Annotated in this window: 8 protein-coding genes; 6 read left to right on the forward strand and 2 right to left on the reverse strand. The window is 74.2% G+C overall.

What is annotated here, in order from left to right; all coding sequences use genetic code 11:
* Window positions 1-106 precede the first annotated feature (106 nt).
* Together OG736_RS03060 and OG736_RS03065 are read left to right on the forward strand one after the other, a co-directional pair.
* Window positions 107-1,285 (forward strand): S1 family peptidase, encoded by a 1,179-nt coding sequence (locus OG736_RS03060; protein ID WP_327181012.1) that lies wholly within the window; start codon window positions 107-109, stop codon window positions 1,283-1,285.
* Window positions 1,286-1,512: 227 nt separating this feature from the next.
* The gene (locus OG736_RS03065) at window positions 1,513-6,672 is read left to right on the forward strand and encodes a hypothetical protein (protein ID WP_327181013.1); all 5,160 of its coding nucleotides are present in this window, start codon (window positions 1,513-1,515) and stop codon (window positions 6,670-6,672) included.
* 174 nt (window positions 6,673-6,846) lie between these two features.
* Here the strand turns inward: OG736_RS03065 and OG736_RS03070 are convergent, their stop codons facing one another.
* Window positions 6,847-8,493, reverse strand: coding sequence for a sigma-70 family RNA polymerase sigma factor (locus tag OG736_RS03070; protein WP_327181014.1), 1,647 nt, complete (start codon window positions 8,491-8,493; stop codon window positions 6,847-6,849).
* A 317-nt stretch (window positions 8,494-8,810) separates the two neighbouring features.
* Here OG736_RS03070 and OG736_RS03075 point away from each other — a divergent pair, with 317 nt between their 5' ends.
* Complete coding sequence (locus tag OG736_RS03075) at window positions 8,811-9,215, forward strand: hypothetical protein (RefSeq protein WP_327181015.1); 405 nt, start codon at window positions 8,811-8,813, stop codon at window positions 9,213-9,215.
* Window positions 9,216-9,344: 129 nt separating this feature from the next.
* On the opposite strand, the gene OG736_RS03080 is transcribed toward OG736_RS03075, so the two are convergent.
* The gene (locus OG736_RS03080) at window positions 9,345-10,109 is read right to left on the reverse strand and encodes a sugar isomerase domain-containing protein (RefSeq protein ID WP_327181016.1); all 765 of its coding nucleotides are present in this window, start codon (window positions 10,107-10,109) and stop codon (window positions 9,345-9,347) included.
* 195 nt (window positions 10,110-10,304) lie between these two features.
* Here OG736_RS03080 and OG736_RS03085 point away from each other — a divergent pair, with 195 nt between their 5' ends.
* The 3 genes from OG736_RS03085 to OG736_RS03095 all read left to right on the forward strand — a co-directional run bounded on the left by OG736_RS03085 (window position 10,305) and on the right by OG736_RS03095 (window position 16,253).
* Entirely contained in the window at window positions 10,305-11,189 is an 885-nt protein-coding gene (locus tag OG736_RS03085) for a MurR/RpiR family transcriptional regulator (protein WP_327181017.1), read from the forward strand.
* A gap of 106 nt (window positions 11,190-11,295) precedes the next feature.
* On the forward strand, window positions 11,296-15,561 hold the full coding sequence (locus OG736_RS03090) for a glycoside hydrolase family 38 N-terminal domain-containing protein (protein ID WP_327181018.1): 4,266 nt from the start codon (window positions 11,296-11,298) through the stop codon (window positions 15,559-15,561).
* The gene (locus OG736_RS03095) at window positions 15,558-16,253 is read left to right on the forward strand and encodes a peptidyl-prolyl cis-trans isomerase (RefSeq protein ID WP_327181019.1); all 696 of its coding nucleotides are present in this window, start codon (window positions 15,558-15,560) and stop codon (window positions 16,251-16,253) included. Before OG736_RS03090 ends, OG736_RS03095 begins: the two co-directional genes overlap by 4 nt.
* Window positions 16,254-16,333: the final 80 nt, after the last annotated feature.

The raw sequence follows: 16,333 nt of genomic DNA on the forward strand, positions 1-16,333 counted from the left end.
AGACCTGACAAGCAGACGCGGCTAGGCTCTGCCGCGCCACATCTGAGAGCGCTCTCACCCGTCCGCTGTTCCACCCCACTTCCTGGAACGACGAAGGGCAACTCCCATGAGACGCACAAGGTTCAAGCACGTCTGCCTGGCCGCGCTCCTCACGCTGGCCGGGCTAGGTGGCGCGGGCACGCTGCCCGCGGCGGCGAGCGGGGGCGGTGCCACGGCCTCCTCCCCGTCGGCCGCCGACGCCGCCCCCGCCTCCGCCGCACTGCTCGACGGCATGCGGCAGGAGTTCGGACTCACACGGGAGCAGGCGGTGGCCCGGCTCGAGGCCGAGCGCGACGCCACCGCGCTCGAGCCGAGGGCGCGCCGCACGGCGGGGACGGCGTACGCGGGGTCCTGGTTCGACGCCGCCGACGGCCGCCTCACGGTGGCCGTCACCTCAAGGAGTTCGCAGGCCACGCGCGCGGCGATCCGCGCCCAGGGAGCCGGCGTCCGGGTCGTCGAGCACAGCGCACGGATGCTGGACGCGGCGAAGTCACGCATCGACCGGCTCTCCGCCCCCTCGGCGGTGGGTGGTTGGCACGTCGACCCGGCGGCGAACACCGTGGTGGTCACGGTCGTCCGCGGCAAGACCTCCGACAACGATGTCCAGCGGTTCCTGGCGCAGGCCCGTGCCGCCGGTCCCGTCACCGTCGAGACGGTCGCCGCGGCCCCGCGCACCTTCGCGGCGGGCACCGTCGGCGGCGACCCCTACTACACGGGCAACGTCCGCTGCTCGATCGGCTTCTCGGTCCACGGCGGGTTCGTCACCGCCGGTCACTGCGGCCAGGCCGGTGCGGGTGTCCGGGGCTGGGACGGCTCGTACATCGGCAACTTCCAGGGCTCCTCGTTCCCCGACAACGACTACGCCTGGGTCAACGTGGGCAGCGGCTGGTGGACGGTGCCGGTCGTGCTCGGCTGGGGCACGGTCTCCGACCAGTTGGTGCGCGGCTCGGCCGAGGCGCCGGTGGGCGCCTCCGTCTGCCGGTCCGGGTCGACCACGCACTGGCACTGCGGCGCGGTGCTGGCGAAGAACGAGACCGTCAACTACAGCCAGGGCGCGGTGCACCAGATGACGAAGACGAGCGTCTGTGCCGAAGGCGGCGACTCCGGCGGCTCGTTCATCAGCGGTGACCAGGCACAGGGCGTCACCTCCGGCGGCTGGGGCAACTGCTCGGGCGGCGGCGAGACGTGGTTCCAGCCGGTGAACGAGATCCTCAACCGCTACGGGCTCACCCTCCACACCTACTGACCGCGAAGGACGGCCCGGGGGTTCCGTGCTTCCGGCGTACGCCGGTGTGCGTCCGGCGTGCGTCCGGCGTGCGGAGCCCCTGCCGGGTCGCTCGGACCTCGGGGACGCCCTGCCCGGGGGCAGTCGTCGCCGTACCGCGCAGGGGCCCGACGACCTTCTGGCGTACGGCAGTTGAACACTTGACGTGCGGCCTGACCAGCCGCCGGAGCGTCCATACGCTGACGCGCGTGCGACAACAGAGACAGGCGGGCGACGACCGTCACGGCAGTGCCCTCGAACGGTCCCCGCGGGCGACGCGGGCGCCCCACGTGGCCGGTCGGAGCAGTGGCCCGAACCCTCTCCTGGGGCTTCAGCAGACCGCGGGCAACGCGGCGACCGTCGCCGCGCTGCACGGGGCCGGCCCGTCCACCGCCCGTCGCAGGCCCCCGCAGGTGCCGCCCGCCATCGAGGAGGTCGAGAACGACGCCCTCGAACTCCCCTCGTATCTGCGGGACATGGAGGCGGCGGGGCTGTCCACTGCGTACGGGCTCACCGGCCACGAGTTCGTCACCACCACGCTGGCCGATGCCGTCGGGCGGCGCGACGGGGTGGTCGCCGAGATCGCCGCGGAGCTCGCCGGGAGGCCCGAGTCCTTCTTCGGGCGCGGCCGGGCCTTCGCCGTCACCGGGGTGCGGGGTACGGACCGATACGACGTCACGGTGCGCGTCTCGCCCGCCGACGACGACCGCCCCGGTGTCTTCTCCGCCGCGGGTCCGGACAGCGAGGGCGCGGCCACCAAGGTCGACGTGCAGCACAACACGGCCGCCACCGTGGCACAGAGTACGAGCGGGTCCGCGTCGAAGGGCGTGGCGTTCACCGGGTTCGGTCTGGCCCCCGTCGCACCCGGCGTCTGGGTCGGCGGGGCGGCCACCGTCAACGCCCAGCCCTTCCAGTCGTCCCGGGACTCCCGCACCCAGCGGAACATGGCGGAGCCGCGGGTGCTGCGCAGCGACAAGGGGTCGGTCGAGGTACCGCGCCGGGTCCGCTACCACGTGCGGATCATGAAGGACGGCGAACGCTCGGCCCGCGACGCCGCCGGGTCCGGCGCCCTGACCATGCGGGTGCCGGTGGAGCATCTGGTCCCGACGACCGCCGGGCCTGTGCCCCGACCGCGTCCGGTGGCGCCCGAGACCGCCCGGGCGGTGTCGCTTGCCGATTCCATGGCCCCGCTCGCCGTCTCGGACCGAGCCGCGCCGCACCAGGGCGGCGGGGGGCTCTTCGACGCCGTCGCCTCCGCGCTGCATCCGTCCCTGACCTGGCCCGGTGCTCCCGGCCGGGCCCGGCTGTACGAGGCCACCGCCACCGCGACCGTGCTGGAGGACCTGCCTCGGCTGCTGCGTGACGGGGTCGTCGGCGAGGATCTGACCAGCAGGGACGGCAGCACCACCGGCACCTACCGGATGCGGGCCGCGTTCACCGAGCTGGCCCCCGGGTGGAGCACCGGCAAGACGCAGTTGCGCACCCATCAGCAGTCTCAGCACGCGGTGACGGACACCGCGGGCAAGGGCCGGGGCGGTGCCTTCGGCGTCGGTCCGGCGGCGGGGTTCGGAGTCCTCGGCAACGCGGCCGCCGTCCGCGGCACCGTCATGCCGGTCGCCGGGGCGCGCAAGGCGCGGTTCAGCGTGGCCGAGCAGACCGTGTCCAGCCGGCAGGGCGCGGAGGTACGGGGCGAGAAGGTGCTCTATCTGGGCACCGTGCTGTTCACCGTCGAGGGCACCGGTCCGACCTCGCCGCTGACCAGGGCACGCGGCGGCGGCCGTACCGCGCACCACACGATGCGGGTGTGGGTCTCGCTGCGGGCCGACGAGGCCCAGGAGCTGGGACTGCCGCTGCCCGAGGGGGTGACAGCGGGCGAGTTCGTCAAGCGTCCGGAGCGTGCCGGGAAGGACGCCAAGGGCAAGGGGAAGGCCACCGCGACCGAGCTGGACCTGGCGGAGAGCGGCGAGAGGGAGGGCGAGGACGGCGCCGCCGAGCACGACGTGCGGCACCTGCCGTTCGGCGCGATGGGCTCCAGCGTGGCGATCAGCAGGCTGGACACCGCGCCGATGATGCGGGCCGTGACGCGGCTGTTCGCCACCGATGCGCGGCTCGCCGGGTATCTTCCCGCCTTCGGCGAGGAGGAGCAGCCGCGTGATCTCAGCCCTGAGGAGGCCGAGGTCCAGCGGCGCAACTACCGCGAGCTGGTGACCGTACTGTCGGAGACGAACCTGCGCGTCAACAAGGACCAGTTGCTGTCCACCGGCGTCCGGGTGCGGTTGCGCCGCAAGTCCCGCTTCCACGCGCACGACGTGCAGCTGAAGGTCACCGGTTCGCTGCGGGAGACCGGTCACCTCGGTGAGACCAAGGACTGGCTCGTCCGCAGCCACGCAGGCGTGACGAGCAACCTCCAGAGCGGGCGGGCGAGTTCACGCACGGTCGGCGGGATGGCACTCGGCCAGTTCCGGCTGATCCCCGGCGCCCTGACCCTGTCGGCGCGTGCCGAGAAGGGCCGTACGACGACCCGGCGCGGCCTGGCCGGGCCGACCCTGCGCACCGACGTCCTCACCAACGGTTCCGAGGACGCCGCCGTGTTCGGCGGGGCGTTGAGTCTGAACGTCGACGTCACCATGACGTCCCGGCAGCGCAAGGCGGCCCGCGCGCTCACCCCCGGCGCGCCGGGCCGGGACGCGCCCGCCGCCGAGCGGGTCGGGACGCTGCCCCTCGACGCGCAGGACGTGCGGCTGCTCACCCCGACCGCGTTCACCCTGGACGGCGATGCCAAGCGGCAGCTGGACGAGGCGACCGCCGCCCGCAGGGCGGGCCACCGTGACACGCGCACGGAGTTCGCGGCGGCGGGCATCGGTGACCTGGCCGGTCTGGCGTCGCGCCAGCTGGGCGGCAGGCGGGGCGTGCGGGACTGGACGCTGGTGGAGACCGTGGGCGACGGGCAGCCGGTGCGGGACCTGGCCTTCGAGCTGCTGGCGCGGGCCGCCGCCCGCAACAAGGAGGCGCGGGAGGACCGGGCGCTGGAGACGGAGGGGCTCGCGCCACGGCTCGCGATCGAGGACCGGTTCAGCCCGCAGGCGGTGACGGCGGCGCTGCGGCAGGCCGTCTCGGCGGGCTGGGTGGTGCAGAACCTGCGGCACGCGCGGCGGCTGACCGGACTGACCGGCGCGGTCGGCACCCGGTTCGCGCTGACCGGTGGGCGGGTCGTCCACCAGGGCACGGGGGCGGGCACCGAGACCTTCGTGCTGGGCGGGCATCAGGTCACCGGGCAGGAGGGCACGAGTCACCACGTCTCGGTGCAGGGCGGCCTGACGGGCGCGGAGAACGGCGCCGAGTGGCGGCTCGCCGAGGGGGTGGCGGCCGGCCGCAGCCTGGGCAGCGGCGACACGACGGCGTCCACGCTGGTCGGCACCGTGGAACGCAACGCGCACACCTCCCGCAAGAGCCCGCTCTATCTGGTGCAGTGCGATCTGGTGGTGCGCATGGTCGCCGAGGTGGCGGTGACGGGCGGAGGTCCGTACGTGGCGCGCGGTGGCCGTACGGTGCCGGGGGCGGTCTCGGTGTGGCTGACCGAGCGTCAGCTGCGGGCGGCGGGACTGAAGGTACCGGGCGAACAGGGGCGCGAGGACACGGCTTCCGGTGCGGGCACGACGTCGGCCGGGACGTCCGGTGGGTCCGGGAAGAACGGGAAGTCCGGGCAGTCCGCGCGACCCGCCGGGACGGTACGGGCCGGCCAGGAGGCGGAGACCTCGGAAGCGGCCACGTCGGTCTCCGGCGGTGCCCCGAAGAGCGCGCCCCTGGTTCCCCCGGCCCCGGTTCCCGCCCTGGCCGAGTCGCTCCCGCTCGGCTTCGGCATGATCGAGGACCTGCCCGACTTCGTGCCGCTGCTGGAGGGGATCCGGGGCCGCCTCGGCGCCTCCCTCGCGGACGAACTCCTGCCGCGTACCCGCCTGACGGACCGCAACGACAACGTGCAGCGGCTGCTGCGGGTGCTCGACCGGGACGGCTCGGCGGGCCTGTTGTCGAGCGCGATGGACGGCGGGGTGGGCGTCGAGCTGCTCGACGGGCGCAAACGGCCCTACCGGGCGCTGTTCCGCATCCGCAGGACCGGGCGCGGCAGCTATGCGGAGACCGCGTCCGACGGCCGGGACATGGAGTACATCACCTCCGCCGCCGCCCAGCGGGCCGGCGCACACGACGAGAGCGACAGCCGGGGCGTCGAGGCGGTCCTGGCCGGTTCGGGGAAGCCCGACGGGGGCGCGGGCCAGTTGAAGAGCGTCGGCGCCGCCGCGGGACTCGGTCTCGGCGCGAGCGACTCGCGCCGCTCCGTGGGGGTCGGGCGTGCCCAGCTGGGTGTGAAGACCGTCGCGGAGGCGGCGTCCGCCCCGTCGGCCCGGATGAACGTGCCGATCGAGGCGACTCTGGAGGTGTTCTCCGGCAACCGCCGGGTGGCCCTCGCGCCGCTGAAGGGCCTGAGCCTGACCCACCGGGTGCTCGCCGCGGATCTGCGTGCGCTGTCGCAACTGGCCCCGGTGCCGCCCCAGCAGGTCGGTGTGCACGCGGTGGACGCGGCGGACGCCGGTGCCGAGCGGCTCGGTCCCTGGCGTGACTCCGGGGTCCGGCTGCCGATGGAGGCCCAGGTCAACGGGTTCCGGGGCACGCCCCGGGTGCAGCAGGCGGTCGACGACGCGGTCCGGCGGGCGGGCGGCGGCGCGCGGTTCCGCACCGGCGGCGAGGCCGCCTCTCACCTGCTCCGCGAGGCCGTCTCCACGGAGTGGCTGATCGCGGCGCTGCCGCTGCTGACCGCCGCGGGCGTCGACCTTCCGCCGGTGCACGCGACCGGCGCGTCGGGCCAGGATCTGCGCGCCTCGCTGCACGCCCGGCTGCGCGGCGGCCGGGTGCTGGGCGTGGGCGACAAGATGACGTTCGAGACGGTCGCGCAGAGCGGGCTGGACGCGCCGCGCCCGGCGGGTACGGACAGCCAGCAGGCCAACGAGCACGGCCGGTCGGCGCGCGGCCTGATCGGCGCGGGGGTGCTCAACGCGGACGAGTTCCGGATGAACCAGCTCCTCGGCACCGTGGACGGCTCCGGCAGTGCCACCGCGACCGCCGCCGACGCCGCCGGTTCGATACCGCTGCACAAGCCCAAGGCCGAGTCGGTACTGGTGCAGTTCACGCTGGACGTGCGGGCGGTGGCGGAGGTGAGCGACCGGGTGCGTTCGGGTCGGCGCGGGACGGCCGTACAGGAGGTCACGCTGCCGGAGCCGGTGGTCGTCCGGATGCCCGCGCCCGCGGTGCGGCGCATGCTGGCCGACGCGGCGAACGCCGGGCGTCTGCGGGATCCGGGGGGCCACCTGGCCTGACGCGTCGGTCGCGGCGGCACCGTCCTGCCGGGGCGCTGCGGGGGTGGACGACGGTCCTGCCGCCTTCCGCGGGACCAGGTCCCCCGGCGGCCGGTGCGCCGGTGCGCCGGTGCGCCGGTGCGCCGGTGCGCCGGTGCGCCGGTGCGCCGGTGCGCCGGTGCGCCGGTGCGCCGGTCAGAGTTTGGCGCCGAAGTTCTGTGTCCACCACGGGCCGCCGGAGCCGTCGTGGATTCCGATGCCGATGTTCTTGAAGGAGCAGTTCAGGATGTTGGCCCGGTGACCTTCGCTGTTCATCCAGGACGTCATCACCGACGAGGCCGTCTGCTGCCCCTTGGCTATGTTCTCGCCGTAGGTGGACCAGCGGTACCCGGCGGCCGTGATGCGCCGGCCGGGGTCGGCGCCGTCGGGGTTGGTGTGGTCGAAGAAGTCGCGGGCGGCCATGTCGTCGGAGTGGCCCTGTGCGGCGTCACGCAGCAGGCTGTCGTCCGTGAGGGGGCCGCAGCCGGCCGTCGCCCGCTCCTTGTTGACCAGGGCGATCACCTGGGTCGCGAGATCGGACGAACCCGTCTGCGCGGTCGGGGTCTTGGAAGCGGTCCTCTTCGGCTCGGCCGACTTCGCCGGGGCCGCCGCGACCACGGTCCTGCTGGGGCGGGGAGACGGAGAGGCGCTCGCACTCGGCGACTTCGACGCGGACGCCGTCGGGGACGGGGACGGCGACGGCGAGCTGCTGCGGGCGCTGTCCGGCGTGGGGCGGTCCGAGGCGAGTGCGTCGTCGGCGGGCTGTACGGCGATGCTCTCCCCCGTCCCGCCGTCCGGCTGGGTGCCGAAGTAGTAGATGCCGCCGCCCGCCACGCAGGCGGCCACGACCGCGCCGCCGACCGCCCGTCGTCGGTTACGCCGCCGGCGACGGGCGTCGGTGCGGGAGGTGGTCCGGTCCTTCGGGGCACGGCGGTTCACCGGCGGGAGCGATCCGCCCGGTTCCCCGTCCCCGGCGAGCGGGGAGGCCGAGCCGACCACGGCGATGGTGTCGGTGGCGGAGTTCGTCCTCGCCAGCAGCGCGGACGAGGCCGCGACCAGCGCCAGCCCGGCCAGTAGACCCTCGGCGGGCATCAGCCCGCTCCACAGGCCCGAGCAGCGTGCGCAGCCGCGTGCGTGCCGGGCGGTGCGCTTGCGCCACAGCGCCGAGGGCCGGCCGTCCCAGCCCGCGAGCGCGCCGCGCAGTTCCGGGCACTGCGGCCGCGAGTCCAGCGCCCGCACGACGACCCGGGCCGCCTCCAGCTGCGCCTTCATCCGCTGTACGCGGACCGCTGTGTGCTCCGGCGTCAGGTCCAGGGCCGCGGCGATCTCGGCCCGGGTCAGTTCACCGGCGCACTCCAGCCACCACAGGGACAGCAGGCCCCGGTCGTCGGGCTCCAGCCAGCGCGTAGCCCGCGCGGTCTCCTGCCGCTGGCCGGACAGCTGGAGTTGCACGATGGTGAGGTCGACGAAGTCGGCCCCCGGATCGGCGAGGTCGTCGGCCTCCTCCATGGCGCCCTGGACGGGCTGCTGCCGGTTCCAGTGCGCACGGACCTGGTTCATCGCGATGGCCACCAGCCAGGAGCGGAAGCTCGCGGGATCCCGCAGCGAGCCCAGCGAGTCGAGGGCGCGCAACATGGTGTCCTGCACGACGTCGTCGACGTCCACCGAACCGTTCAACGCCCGGCCCACGATGTTGTAGACGAGCGGCAGGTACGCGCCGACGAGCGCGTCCTGGGCCGCCTGATCGCCCGAGCGGGCGGCGGTGACCAGCGCCACCGCCTCCACCGTGTGCCGTGTACTCATTGAAACTTCCCTGTCCTCGACGCCGAACGATGCAGTCCGTCATATGGGGGATCTCTGCGGAAGCAACGGATAACAGTTCCTCGGAAATTCGTGCGAGGAGAGGTTCACCGGTTCGGGGCCGTGAGTGCAATGGGACCCGTCACATCGCGCGCGGGACGTCGGCCGTGGTGTCGCGATTCCAGGGATGCGCGACGGGTCGTCGCCCCCGGTCGTCACAGGGGTGTCGCCCTGATGGCCAGGGCGATTACGGTGACCCGGCCGGCCCGCCGTGTCCCACGCACCCGGCGACCGACGTCCGCACGGCACAAGGAATCCCTATGACTCGAATGCCTGTTACGGCCAGATATGCCCGCGCGCTGCTCGTGGCCCTGGGCCTGTCGGGCATCGCCGGCTCGGTACGACTCGCTGCGGCCGCGGCCGTCTTCGAGTCCGGCGCGCTGGGCGGGCTGGTCGTCGGGATGCTGCTGCTCGCGGCGACGGGGTGCGCGGCGCTCGCCGTGACGTCGCTGGTCATCTCGGCGAGATTCGCCGAGGGTGGCGGCGCGGTGCGCAGGGGCGCGGTCGTCGTCGGCTGGCTGATCGCCCTGGGCAGTCTGGCCGCCGCCCTGACCCAGCACTTCGCCTGGAGCGCCGGCGCCGCCGCGGGTGCGCTGCTGGTGACCCTCTCCAGCGGTACGGCGACCAGGGAGTGGTTCGGCCGGGCGCGGCTCTCGAACGCCTGATGCGGCATCACGTCCGCTTCACTTGCGCCCGCCCCCGGCCTGCCGGTCTCCCCTGACCGGCGGAACGGTCGGCCGAACCGGCCGAGGCGTAGGCGCATGCCGACCCGGCGCACCGGTGCCGCCCCGGCACTAACTGGCGGTGCGCCGGATCCGTCCGGCGTACCGCCGCTCCAGCTCCAGGTTGCCCTCGAAGCCGCCGGGCACGTTGGCGGAGACGTAGACCGGGGGACGGTCGCCGGAGGCGAGGAGCTGGGCGGCGGCCTCGGCGACCGTCATCTGCACCAACAGGGCGCCGGTGAGCGTGGACAGGGCGCAGACCGCGCCACCGCCGGGCAGCGGGAGAAGGGCGTCGCCGGGCGGGGCCGCGTTGTCGAGGGCGACGTCGGCGAGGTCGGCGAGCTTCCTGCCGCTGGGGTGGACGGCCGGCACGGCCGCGGTGTGGGCGAGGGAGGTGATGGCGAGGAGCCGATGCCCCCGCTCCTTGGCGTGCAGGGCCATCTCGACCACGACGCTGTTGACCCCGGAGTTGGAGATGACGACGAAGAGGTCCTGGGGGCGGGGCGCGGCGAGTTCGTAGAGGCGCAGCGCGATGCCGGGCCGCCGTTCGAGAAGCGGGTCGTCGAGGACGCCGGGGCGGTCGCCGCCGTGCAGGACGAGGTCGGCCATCTGGAGCCGGTTGGTGGGTACCAGTCCGCCCGCCCGTCCTGCGAGTTCGAGGACGAGGGCCTGGGAGTGGCCGGTGCCGAAGGCCTGGACCACGCCGTCCTCGCGGACGCAGTCGGCGATCAGTCCGGCGGCCGCGCTCACGTCGACGCGCGCCGACTCGGTGAGGCCCTGCAGGACGGCCAGGCTCTCGCGCGCGAAGGTCTCGGCACTCACGGACTCGACGGTCACGTCACACTCCCCACTGGTGGATTGAACCACCCCACAGACAGCTATCGGTGAATCAATAAATCATAGGACGAGTGCCGCGGGCAACGGGCCCGACCGGGGCGGCCCAGCGGCGGCACCCCTCGGCCCGGTTGCGCGAAGCACCCTCGGTCCTGGTATTCAAAGGTCGCACGAACGGGTGGCTGGTACCTTCTCTGCATGCCCTCGACCGATGTCACCACCCTGATCCGCACCGAGTTGCCCCGGCTGGCCGGCTCCCTGCGGAAGGTCGGTGAGCTGATCCTGGAGGATCCGGCCGCCGTCACCCACTGCTCGGCCGCGGAGCTGGGCCGTCGCACCGGCACCTCCCAGGCCACCGTCACCCGGTTCTGCCGGGCCATCGGCCTCGACTCCTACCAGCACCTGCTGATCGAACTGGCCCAGGAGCGCGGCCGCGGCGAGTCCTCCGACTGGGGCAGCGCCGAGATCGGTCCGGACATCTCCCCCGACGACAGCCTGGAGCGGGTCGTCCAGGTCGTCGGCACCGCCGACCTGCGGGCCGTCCAGCAGACCATCGACCGGATCGACCTGGACGCGATCGAGCGCGCGGCCCAGGCCGTCGCCCGTGCCCGGCGCATCGACGTCTACGGCGTCGGCGGCAGCGGCGCGGTCGCCCAGGAGACCGAGACCCGGCTGTTCCGGATCGGCTGCGCGGTGCGCGGCTGGACGGAGGTGCACGCGGCCACCACCTCGGCCGCCCTGCTGACCCCGGCGGACGTGGCGATCGGCATCTCCCACTCCGGGGCGACCCGGGAGACGATCGAACCGTTCGAGCTGGCCAAGGAGCGTGGCGCCACGACCGTCGCCCTCACCGCCGACTCGCGTTCGCCACTGGCCCGCACCGCCGACGTGCGGCTGATCTCCTCCTCCTCGGAGACCAGCTTCCGCACCGGCAGCATCGGGGCGCGTCACTCGGTGCTCATGCTCATCGACTGTCTCTATGTACGGGTCGGCCAGCTCTCCTATCAGCGGGCGAGCGCCTCCCTCGCGCTGACCGACCACATCGCCGGGGCACATGCGGTGAAGGCCCGGCGAACTCGCTGAGCCGACCGGTCATGCATGGATGAGCCAACCAAAGTGACAAGAGATGGTTGATTGAACCACCCAGCGGTGCCAGGATGGGGCTCCCCCGCGCACTCCTAGGAGCCCCATGCGTGTCATCTCCGTCGAGTCGACCGAGCTCTTCACCGGCACGGAGGACGAGCCGCACCAGGTGGTCGCCGTCGACATCGGGCACGACCCCGGCCGGTCGGTCCGGCTGAGCGTGGCGGGCCCGGGCGTCCGCAGTGTCGGCGAGACCGCTGTCACCGTCGGCGAGGACGGCACCGTACGCGCCGAGATACCCGTGGCCGTCGACGGCCTCGCCCCCGGTGACCACCGCGAGATCACGGTCACCGCCGCCGACGGATCCCGAACGGCCCGGCACACCGCCCGGTTCACCGCCGCCGAGCCCGGCTGGACGATGTTCATGGTCAGCCACTTCCACTACGACCCCGTCTGGTGGAACACCCAGGCCGCCTACACCGAGACCTGGGACGTCGCCGACGACCCGGCCGTCACAGGACTGCCCGCCCGGACCTTCGACTCGCGCGGTCAGTCCGGCATGAGCCTGGTGCGGGCCCACTGCGACCTGGCCCGGCGCGACCCGGCCTACACCTTCGTGCTCGCGGAGGTCGACTACCTCAAGCCCTACTGGGACGCCTTCCCCGAGGAGCGGGCCTTCCTGCGCCAGCTCATCCGCACCGGCCGGGTCGAGATCATGGGCGGCACCTACAACGAGCCCAACACCAACCTCACCGGCGCGGAGGCGACCGTACGCAACGCGCTGTACGGCGACGGTTTCCAGCGCGGGATCATCGGGGCGGCTCCGGAGACCGCCTGGCAGCTGGACGCCTTCGGGCACGACCCGCAGTTCCCGGGGCTGATGGCGGACGCGGGGGTCACCTCCAGTTCCTGGGCGCGCGGCCCCTTCCACCAGTGGGGGCCGGCCCTGTCGGTGTTCGGCGAGGAGCCCCGCGACCCGCAACGCATGCAGTTCCCGGCCGAGTTCAGCTGGATCGCCCCCTCCGGACGCGGGCTGCTGACCGCCTACATGGTCAACCACTACGGCGCCGGCTGGGCCATCGACAACGCGCCCACGCTGCCCGAGGCGGAGGCCGCCGCGCTCAAGCTCTTCCGGGGCCTGAAGAAGGTCGCGCTCACGCGCAACGTCCTGCTGCCCGTCGGCGGCGACTACGCCCCGCCGTGCCGCTGGGTGATGGGCATCCACCGCGACTGGAACGCCCGGTACGCATGGCCCCGGTTCGTCAGCGGCGTGCCCCGGGACTTCTTCGCCGCCGTCCGGGCGGAGTTGGAGCGGGAGGGGCGGACGGCGTCCCCGCAGACCCGGGACATGAACCCGGTCTACACCGGCAAGGACGTCTCCTACATCGACACCAAACAGGCCCAGCGCTACGGCGAGACACTGCTCGCCGACGCCGAGGCCTGGGCGACCCTCGCCTCCCTCGTCGTCGGGCACCCCTACCCGGACGCGGCCCTGGACAAGGCCTGGCGACAGCTGATCTACGGCGCCCACCACGACGCGATCACCGGCTCGGAGTCGGACCAGGTCTACATCGACCTGCTCACCGGCTGGCGGGAGCTGTACGACCTCGCCGGGGCCGTGCACACCGAAGCGACCGACGCGCTGGCCCGCGGGGTGGTCGCGCTGCCCGGCGGCGCGCCCGACCTCGTCGTCTTCAACTCCGCGACCTGGCGACGCAGCGACGTGCTGACCGTCGCCGACCCCGGTCTGGTCCCGCTGGACGTCGACGGCCTGCCACTGCCCGCGGTGGTCGAGGACGGCGCGCTGCGGGTCGTCGTACCCGAGGTGCCGGGCATGGGTCTCAAGGCGCTCTCCCTCGCCGAGGGCCGGACGCCCGGCTGGACGGTCGGCGAGGGGGCCACGATCCGCAACACGTTCTACGAGGTGACGGTCGACCCCGCGCGCGGCGGAGGCGTCAGCAGTCTGCGCGCGCTCACCGAGGGCGGCCGGGAGCTGCTGCGGCCCGGGGACATCGGCAACGAACTGGTGGTTCAGGAGGAGTATCCGCGGCATCCGCGCTTCGGGGAGGGCCCCTGGCACCTCACGCCGACCGGCACCACCGCGGCCCGCAGCCGTGACGTGACCGCCGACATCGATGTCGAGCACTCGGCGGCCGGCTCCCGCATCACCGTCCGGGCCGACCTCGGGCTGTTCCGGTACACCCAGCGGCTCACCCTCTGGGCGGGCGTGGACCGGCTGGACGTGACGACGACCGTCGACGGCTACGACGGCGCGGACCGGCTGATCCGGGTGCGCTGGCCCTCGGACGTGCGCGGCGGGCTGCCGGTGCACGAGGTCGCGGACGCGGTCGTCGGGCGCGGCTTCGGGTTCGTCGAGGTGGACAGCGAGCGGTTCCCCTGGACGCTGGACAACCCCGCGAACTCCTGGTTCGGCCTGGGCTCCACGGCCCGCGTCGCCGTCCACGACGGCGCGGGCCGACTGCTCGACCACCGGTCGATCGGCGTCGCAGAGCTGGTGTTCGCCGACTGGGACACCGCCGGCGCGCTGGGCACCCCGCTCGCCGCGGCCCTGGTGCGGGTGGGCGTCACGGCCACCTCGACGATCGGGGGCGGCCCGCGCTACGGCGACCTGGAGGTCGACTCCAACCTGCCCGACATCCGGATCGCCGTGGGCGGACCGGAGCGCAACCCCGTGGTCGCCGAGGCTCTGGGCTGGGACCCGGCGGCGGCCCGCGAGGTGCGCCGCCAACTGGCCGAGGAGGGCCTGGCCGTCGTGTGGGTGGCGCCCCGCGCCTCGCTGCGCGAGGAGTGGGTGCCCGGCGCCGACCTGCGTGATCTGGAACGGCTGCCGCTGCTGGTGGTGGCGGGCGTCGGCCCCGAGGACGACGTGAAGGCCGTCGACGCGCTGGTCGCCGACCTGGACGACGCGACCGTACGGGCCACCGCCGCCGGTGGCGGGGAGGCGCTGCCGCCGGGCGACGCGTGGGACGGCCGGGGCTTCGCGGTCCTCAACCGGGGCACGCCGGGCTGTGTGGTCACCTCCTCCGGCGACCTCTGCATGTCCCTCATGCGCTCGTGCACGGGCTGGCCCTCCGGAATCTGGGTCGACCCGCCCCGGCGTACCGCGCCTGACGGCTCCGCCTTCCAGCTCCAGCGCTGGTCGCACACCTTCGAGTACGCGGTCGTCGCGGGCGAGGGCGACTGGCGCGAGCTCGGCTGGCCGCGCGCCGGGCATGCCTTCAACCATCCGCTCACCGCGCGACTGCGCGAGCCCTGCGAGACGCCGGCCGACCTGCCGAGGAACGCGACCCTGCTGACGCTGCGTCCGGAGGGCCGGGTGGTGCTGGACGCGCTGAAGCCGGCCGGCTCTCCGCTGGCCCGGGGCGGCACCGCACCGCCGGACCCCGTGCGCGGGATCGTCGTGCGGGCGCACGAGGTGGACGGACGGCCGGTGCGGGCGCGGCTGGCGGGTCCCTCGCCCTGGACTGCGGGCAGCCGGGCGGACGTGCTGGAGCGGCCCGGCCGGCCTCTGGACCCCGGCGCGGACGGCGCGTTGGAGCTGGATCTGACGGGTTTCGAGGTGGCCACCGTGCTGGCCTCGCCGTCGGCCGGCCCGCGGGCGGAGGGGCCCGGGATCGCCGCGCGGGAACCCGCCCAGCCGGTGTTCACCCGGTACTGGCTGCACAACTCCGGTCCGGCGCCCCGGGGCAACCTGCCCGTGGCCGTCCACCTCGCGCCGGCCGCGCTCACCGCCGACGGCCCGGTCACCGCGACGGTCCGCGTCTCCTCCGAACTCACCGACGCGCCGGTGTCGGGCACCGTGGCCCTCGATGTGCCACCCGGCTGGAGGGCCGAGCCCGCCGCACTGCCGTACGCGCTCGGCCCGGGCGGCTTCACGCTCACCGAGGTCACCGTCACTCCGCCGGCGGACCCCGTGCCGGGCCGGTACCTGCTCGCCGCGCGGCTGGCGTACGGCGGACAGACGTACGAGGACGTGGTCGCCCTGGACGTGCCCGGGGAGGCCGTGCCGGGCGGACCCGACGGGCGGACCGGGCCGGGCCTGGTGATGGAGCTGGGTGCCGACCGGATCGAGGTGCGCCGCGGCGAGCGGGTGCGGGTGCCGGTGCGCGTGCGCAACACCACGCGCGGTCCGGTGAGCGGAACGTTGTGGGCACTGTCGTCCTGGGGCACCTGGGCCGGTGTGGGGCCGGGCTGCCAGGGGTTCGCCGTGTCCGCCGGTGAGAGCACGGTGTGCGAGGTGGAGGTGGACGGTTCGGCGGTGCCTCCGGGCTCTTACTGGCTGATGGCCAAGGCGGGTTGGCACGGCTGCGTGGCCTACACGGAGGCGGTCGTCCTGGAGGTGACGTCATGAGCGGCCCCACCCTGGTGGGCGACGAGCCCGCACACGGACAGCCGGCACCGACGGCACGCCCCGCCCCGGGACGGCACGCGGCGCTGGTGCGTGGGGAGGCCGTGCTCGAGGAGCGGGTGGAGGCGGTGCTGGACGCGGTGCCCGCCCGGGAGCGGGAGGCACGCCCGGAGGCACTGGCGCGCGCGCAGCGGCAGCGCAGACGGTGGGCCACGCAGGTCGTGGTCGTCGACGAACTGGCCCGCCGCGCCTGCGCCGAGCGCGGCCTCGCACCGCCGCCCGAGGTGTCCCCGGCCCGGGTGCTCGCGGTGTCCGGGACCGAGGTCGCCGACCTGGGCAGCATCGTCGCCGTGGCACTCGCCCACTCCCCCGCCGTGCGCGCGCTGCTGGCGGCGCTGGAGGCCGAGCAGCAGGTGCCGGAGCGGGCCGCACGGGCCTACTACGACCGCAATCCGGACCGGTTCCTCACCCCCGAGGCGCTGCGGCGCGGTGTCGACCCGTACGGAGTGGCCGGTGCCGGGGACTTCCTGCCGTACGCGGCGGTCCGGGACGAAGTGGTGCGGGAGCTGCGGCGGGCGGTGGGCCGGCAGGCCTTCCTCGACTGGCTGGACCGGGCCCGCGCCGAGGTGGAGTACGCGCCCGGGCACGAGCACCCGGGCGACCCGTCGCACCCGGACCACGAGCACCGGCACTGAACACGCCGGTAACCACACGGAACCGAAAAGCAACACGGCAAGCCATTGACCTCCGATGAATTCTGGTCCACCTTTTCATC

Origin of the sequence: Streptomyces sp. NBC_01334 (assembly GCF_035983595.1) — a bacterium.
GTDB lineage: Bacteria > Actinomycetota > Actinomycetes > Streptomycetales > Streptomycetaceae > Streptomyces > Streptomyces coriariae.

Bases quoted from the DNA above. Each gene is read 5' to 3' on its own strand.
- OG736_RS03090 (WP_327181018.1), top strand. From the start codon at position 11,296: ATGCGTGTCATCTCCGTCGAGTCGACCGAGCTCTTCACCGGCACGGAG.
- OG736_RS03095 (WP_327181019.1), top strand. From the start codon at position 15,558: ATGAGCGGCCCCACCCTGGTGGGCGACGAGCCCGCACACGGACAGCCG.
- OG736_RS03075 (WP_327181015.1), top strand. From the start codon at position 8,811: ATGACTCGAATGCCTGTTACGGCCAGATATGCCCGCGCGCTGCTCGTG.
- OG736_RS03085 (WP_327181017.1), top strand. From the start codon at position 10,305: ATGCCCTCGACCGATGTCACCACCCTGATCCGCACCGAGTTGCCCCGG.
- OG736_RS03070 (WP_327181014.1), bottom strand. From the start codon at position 8,493: ATGAGTACACGGCACACGGTGGAGGCGGTGGCGCTGGTCACCGCCGCC.
- OG736_RS03060 (WP_327181012.1), top strand. From the start codon at position 107: ATGAGACGCACAAGGTTCAAGCACGTCTGCCTGGCCGCGCTCCTCACG.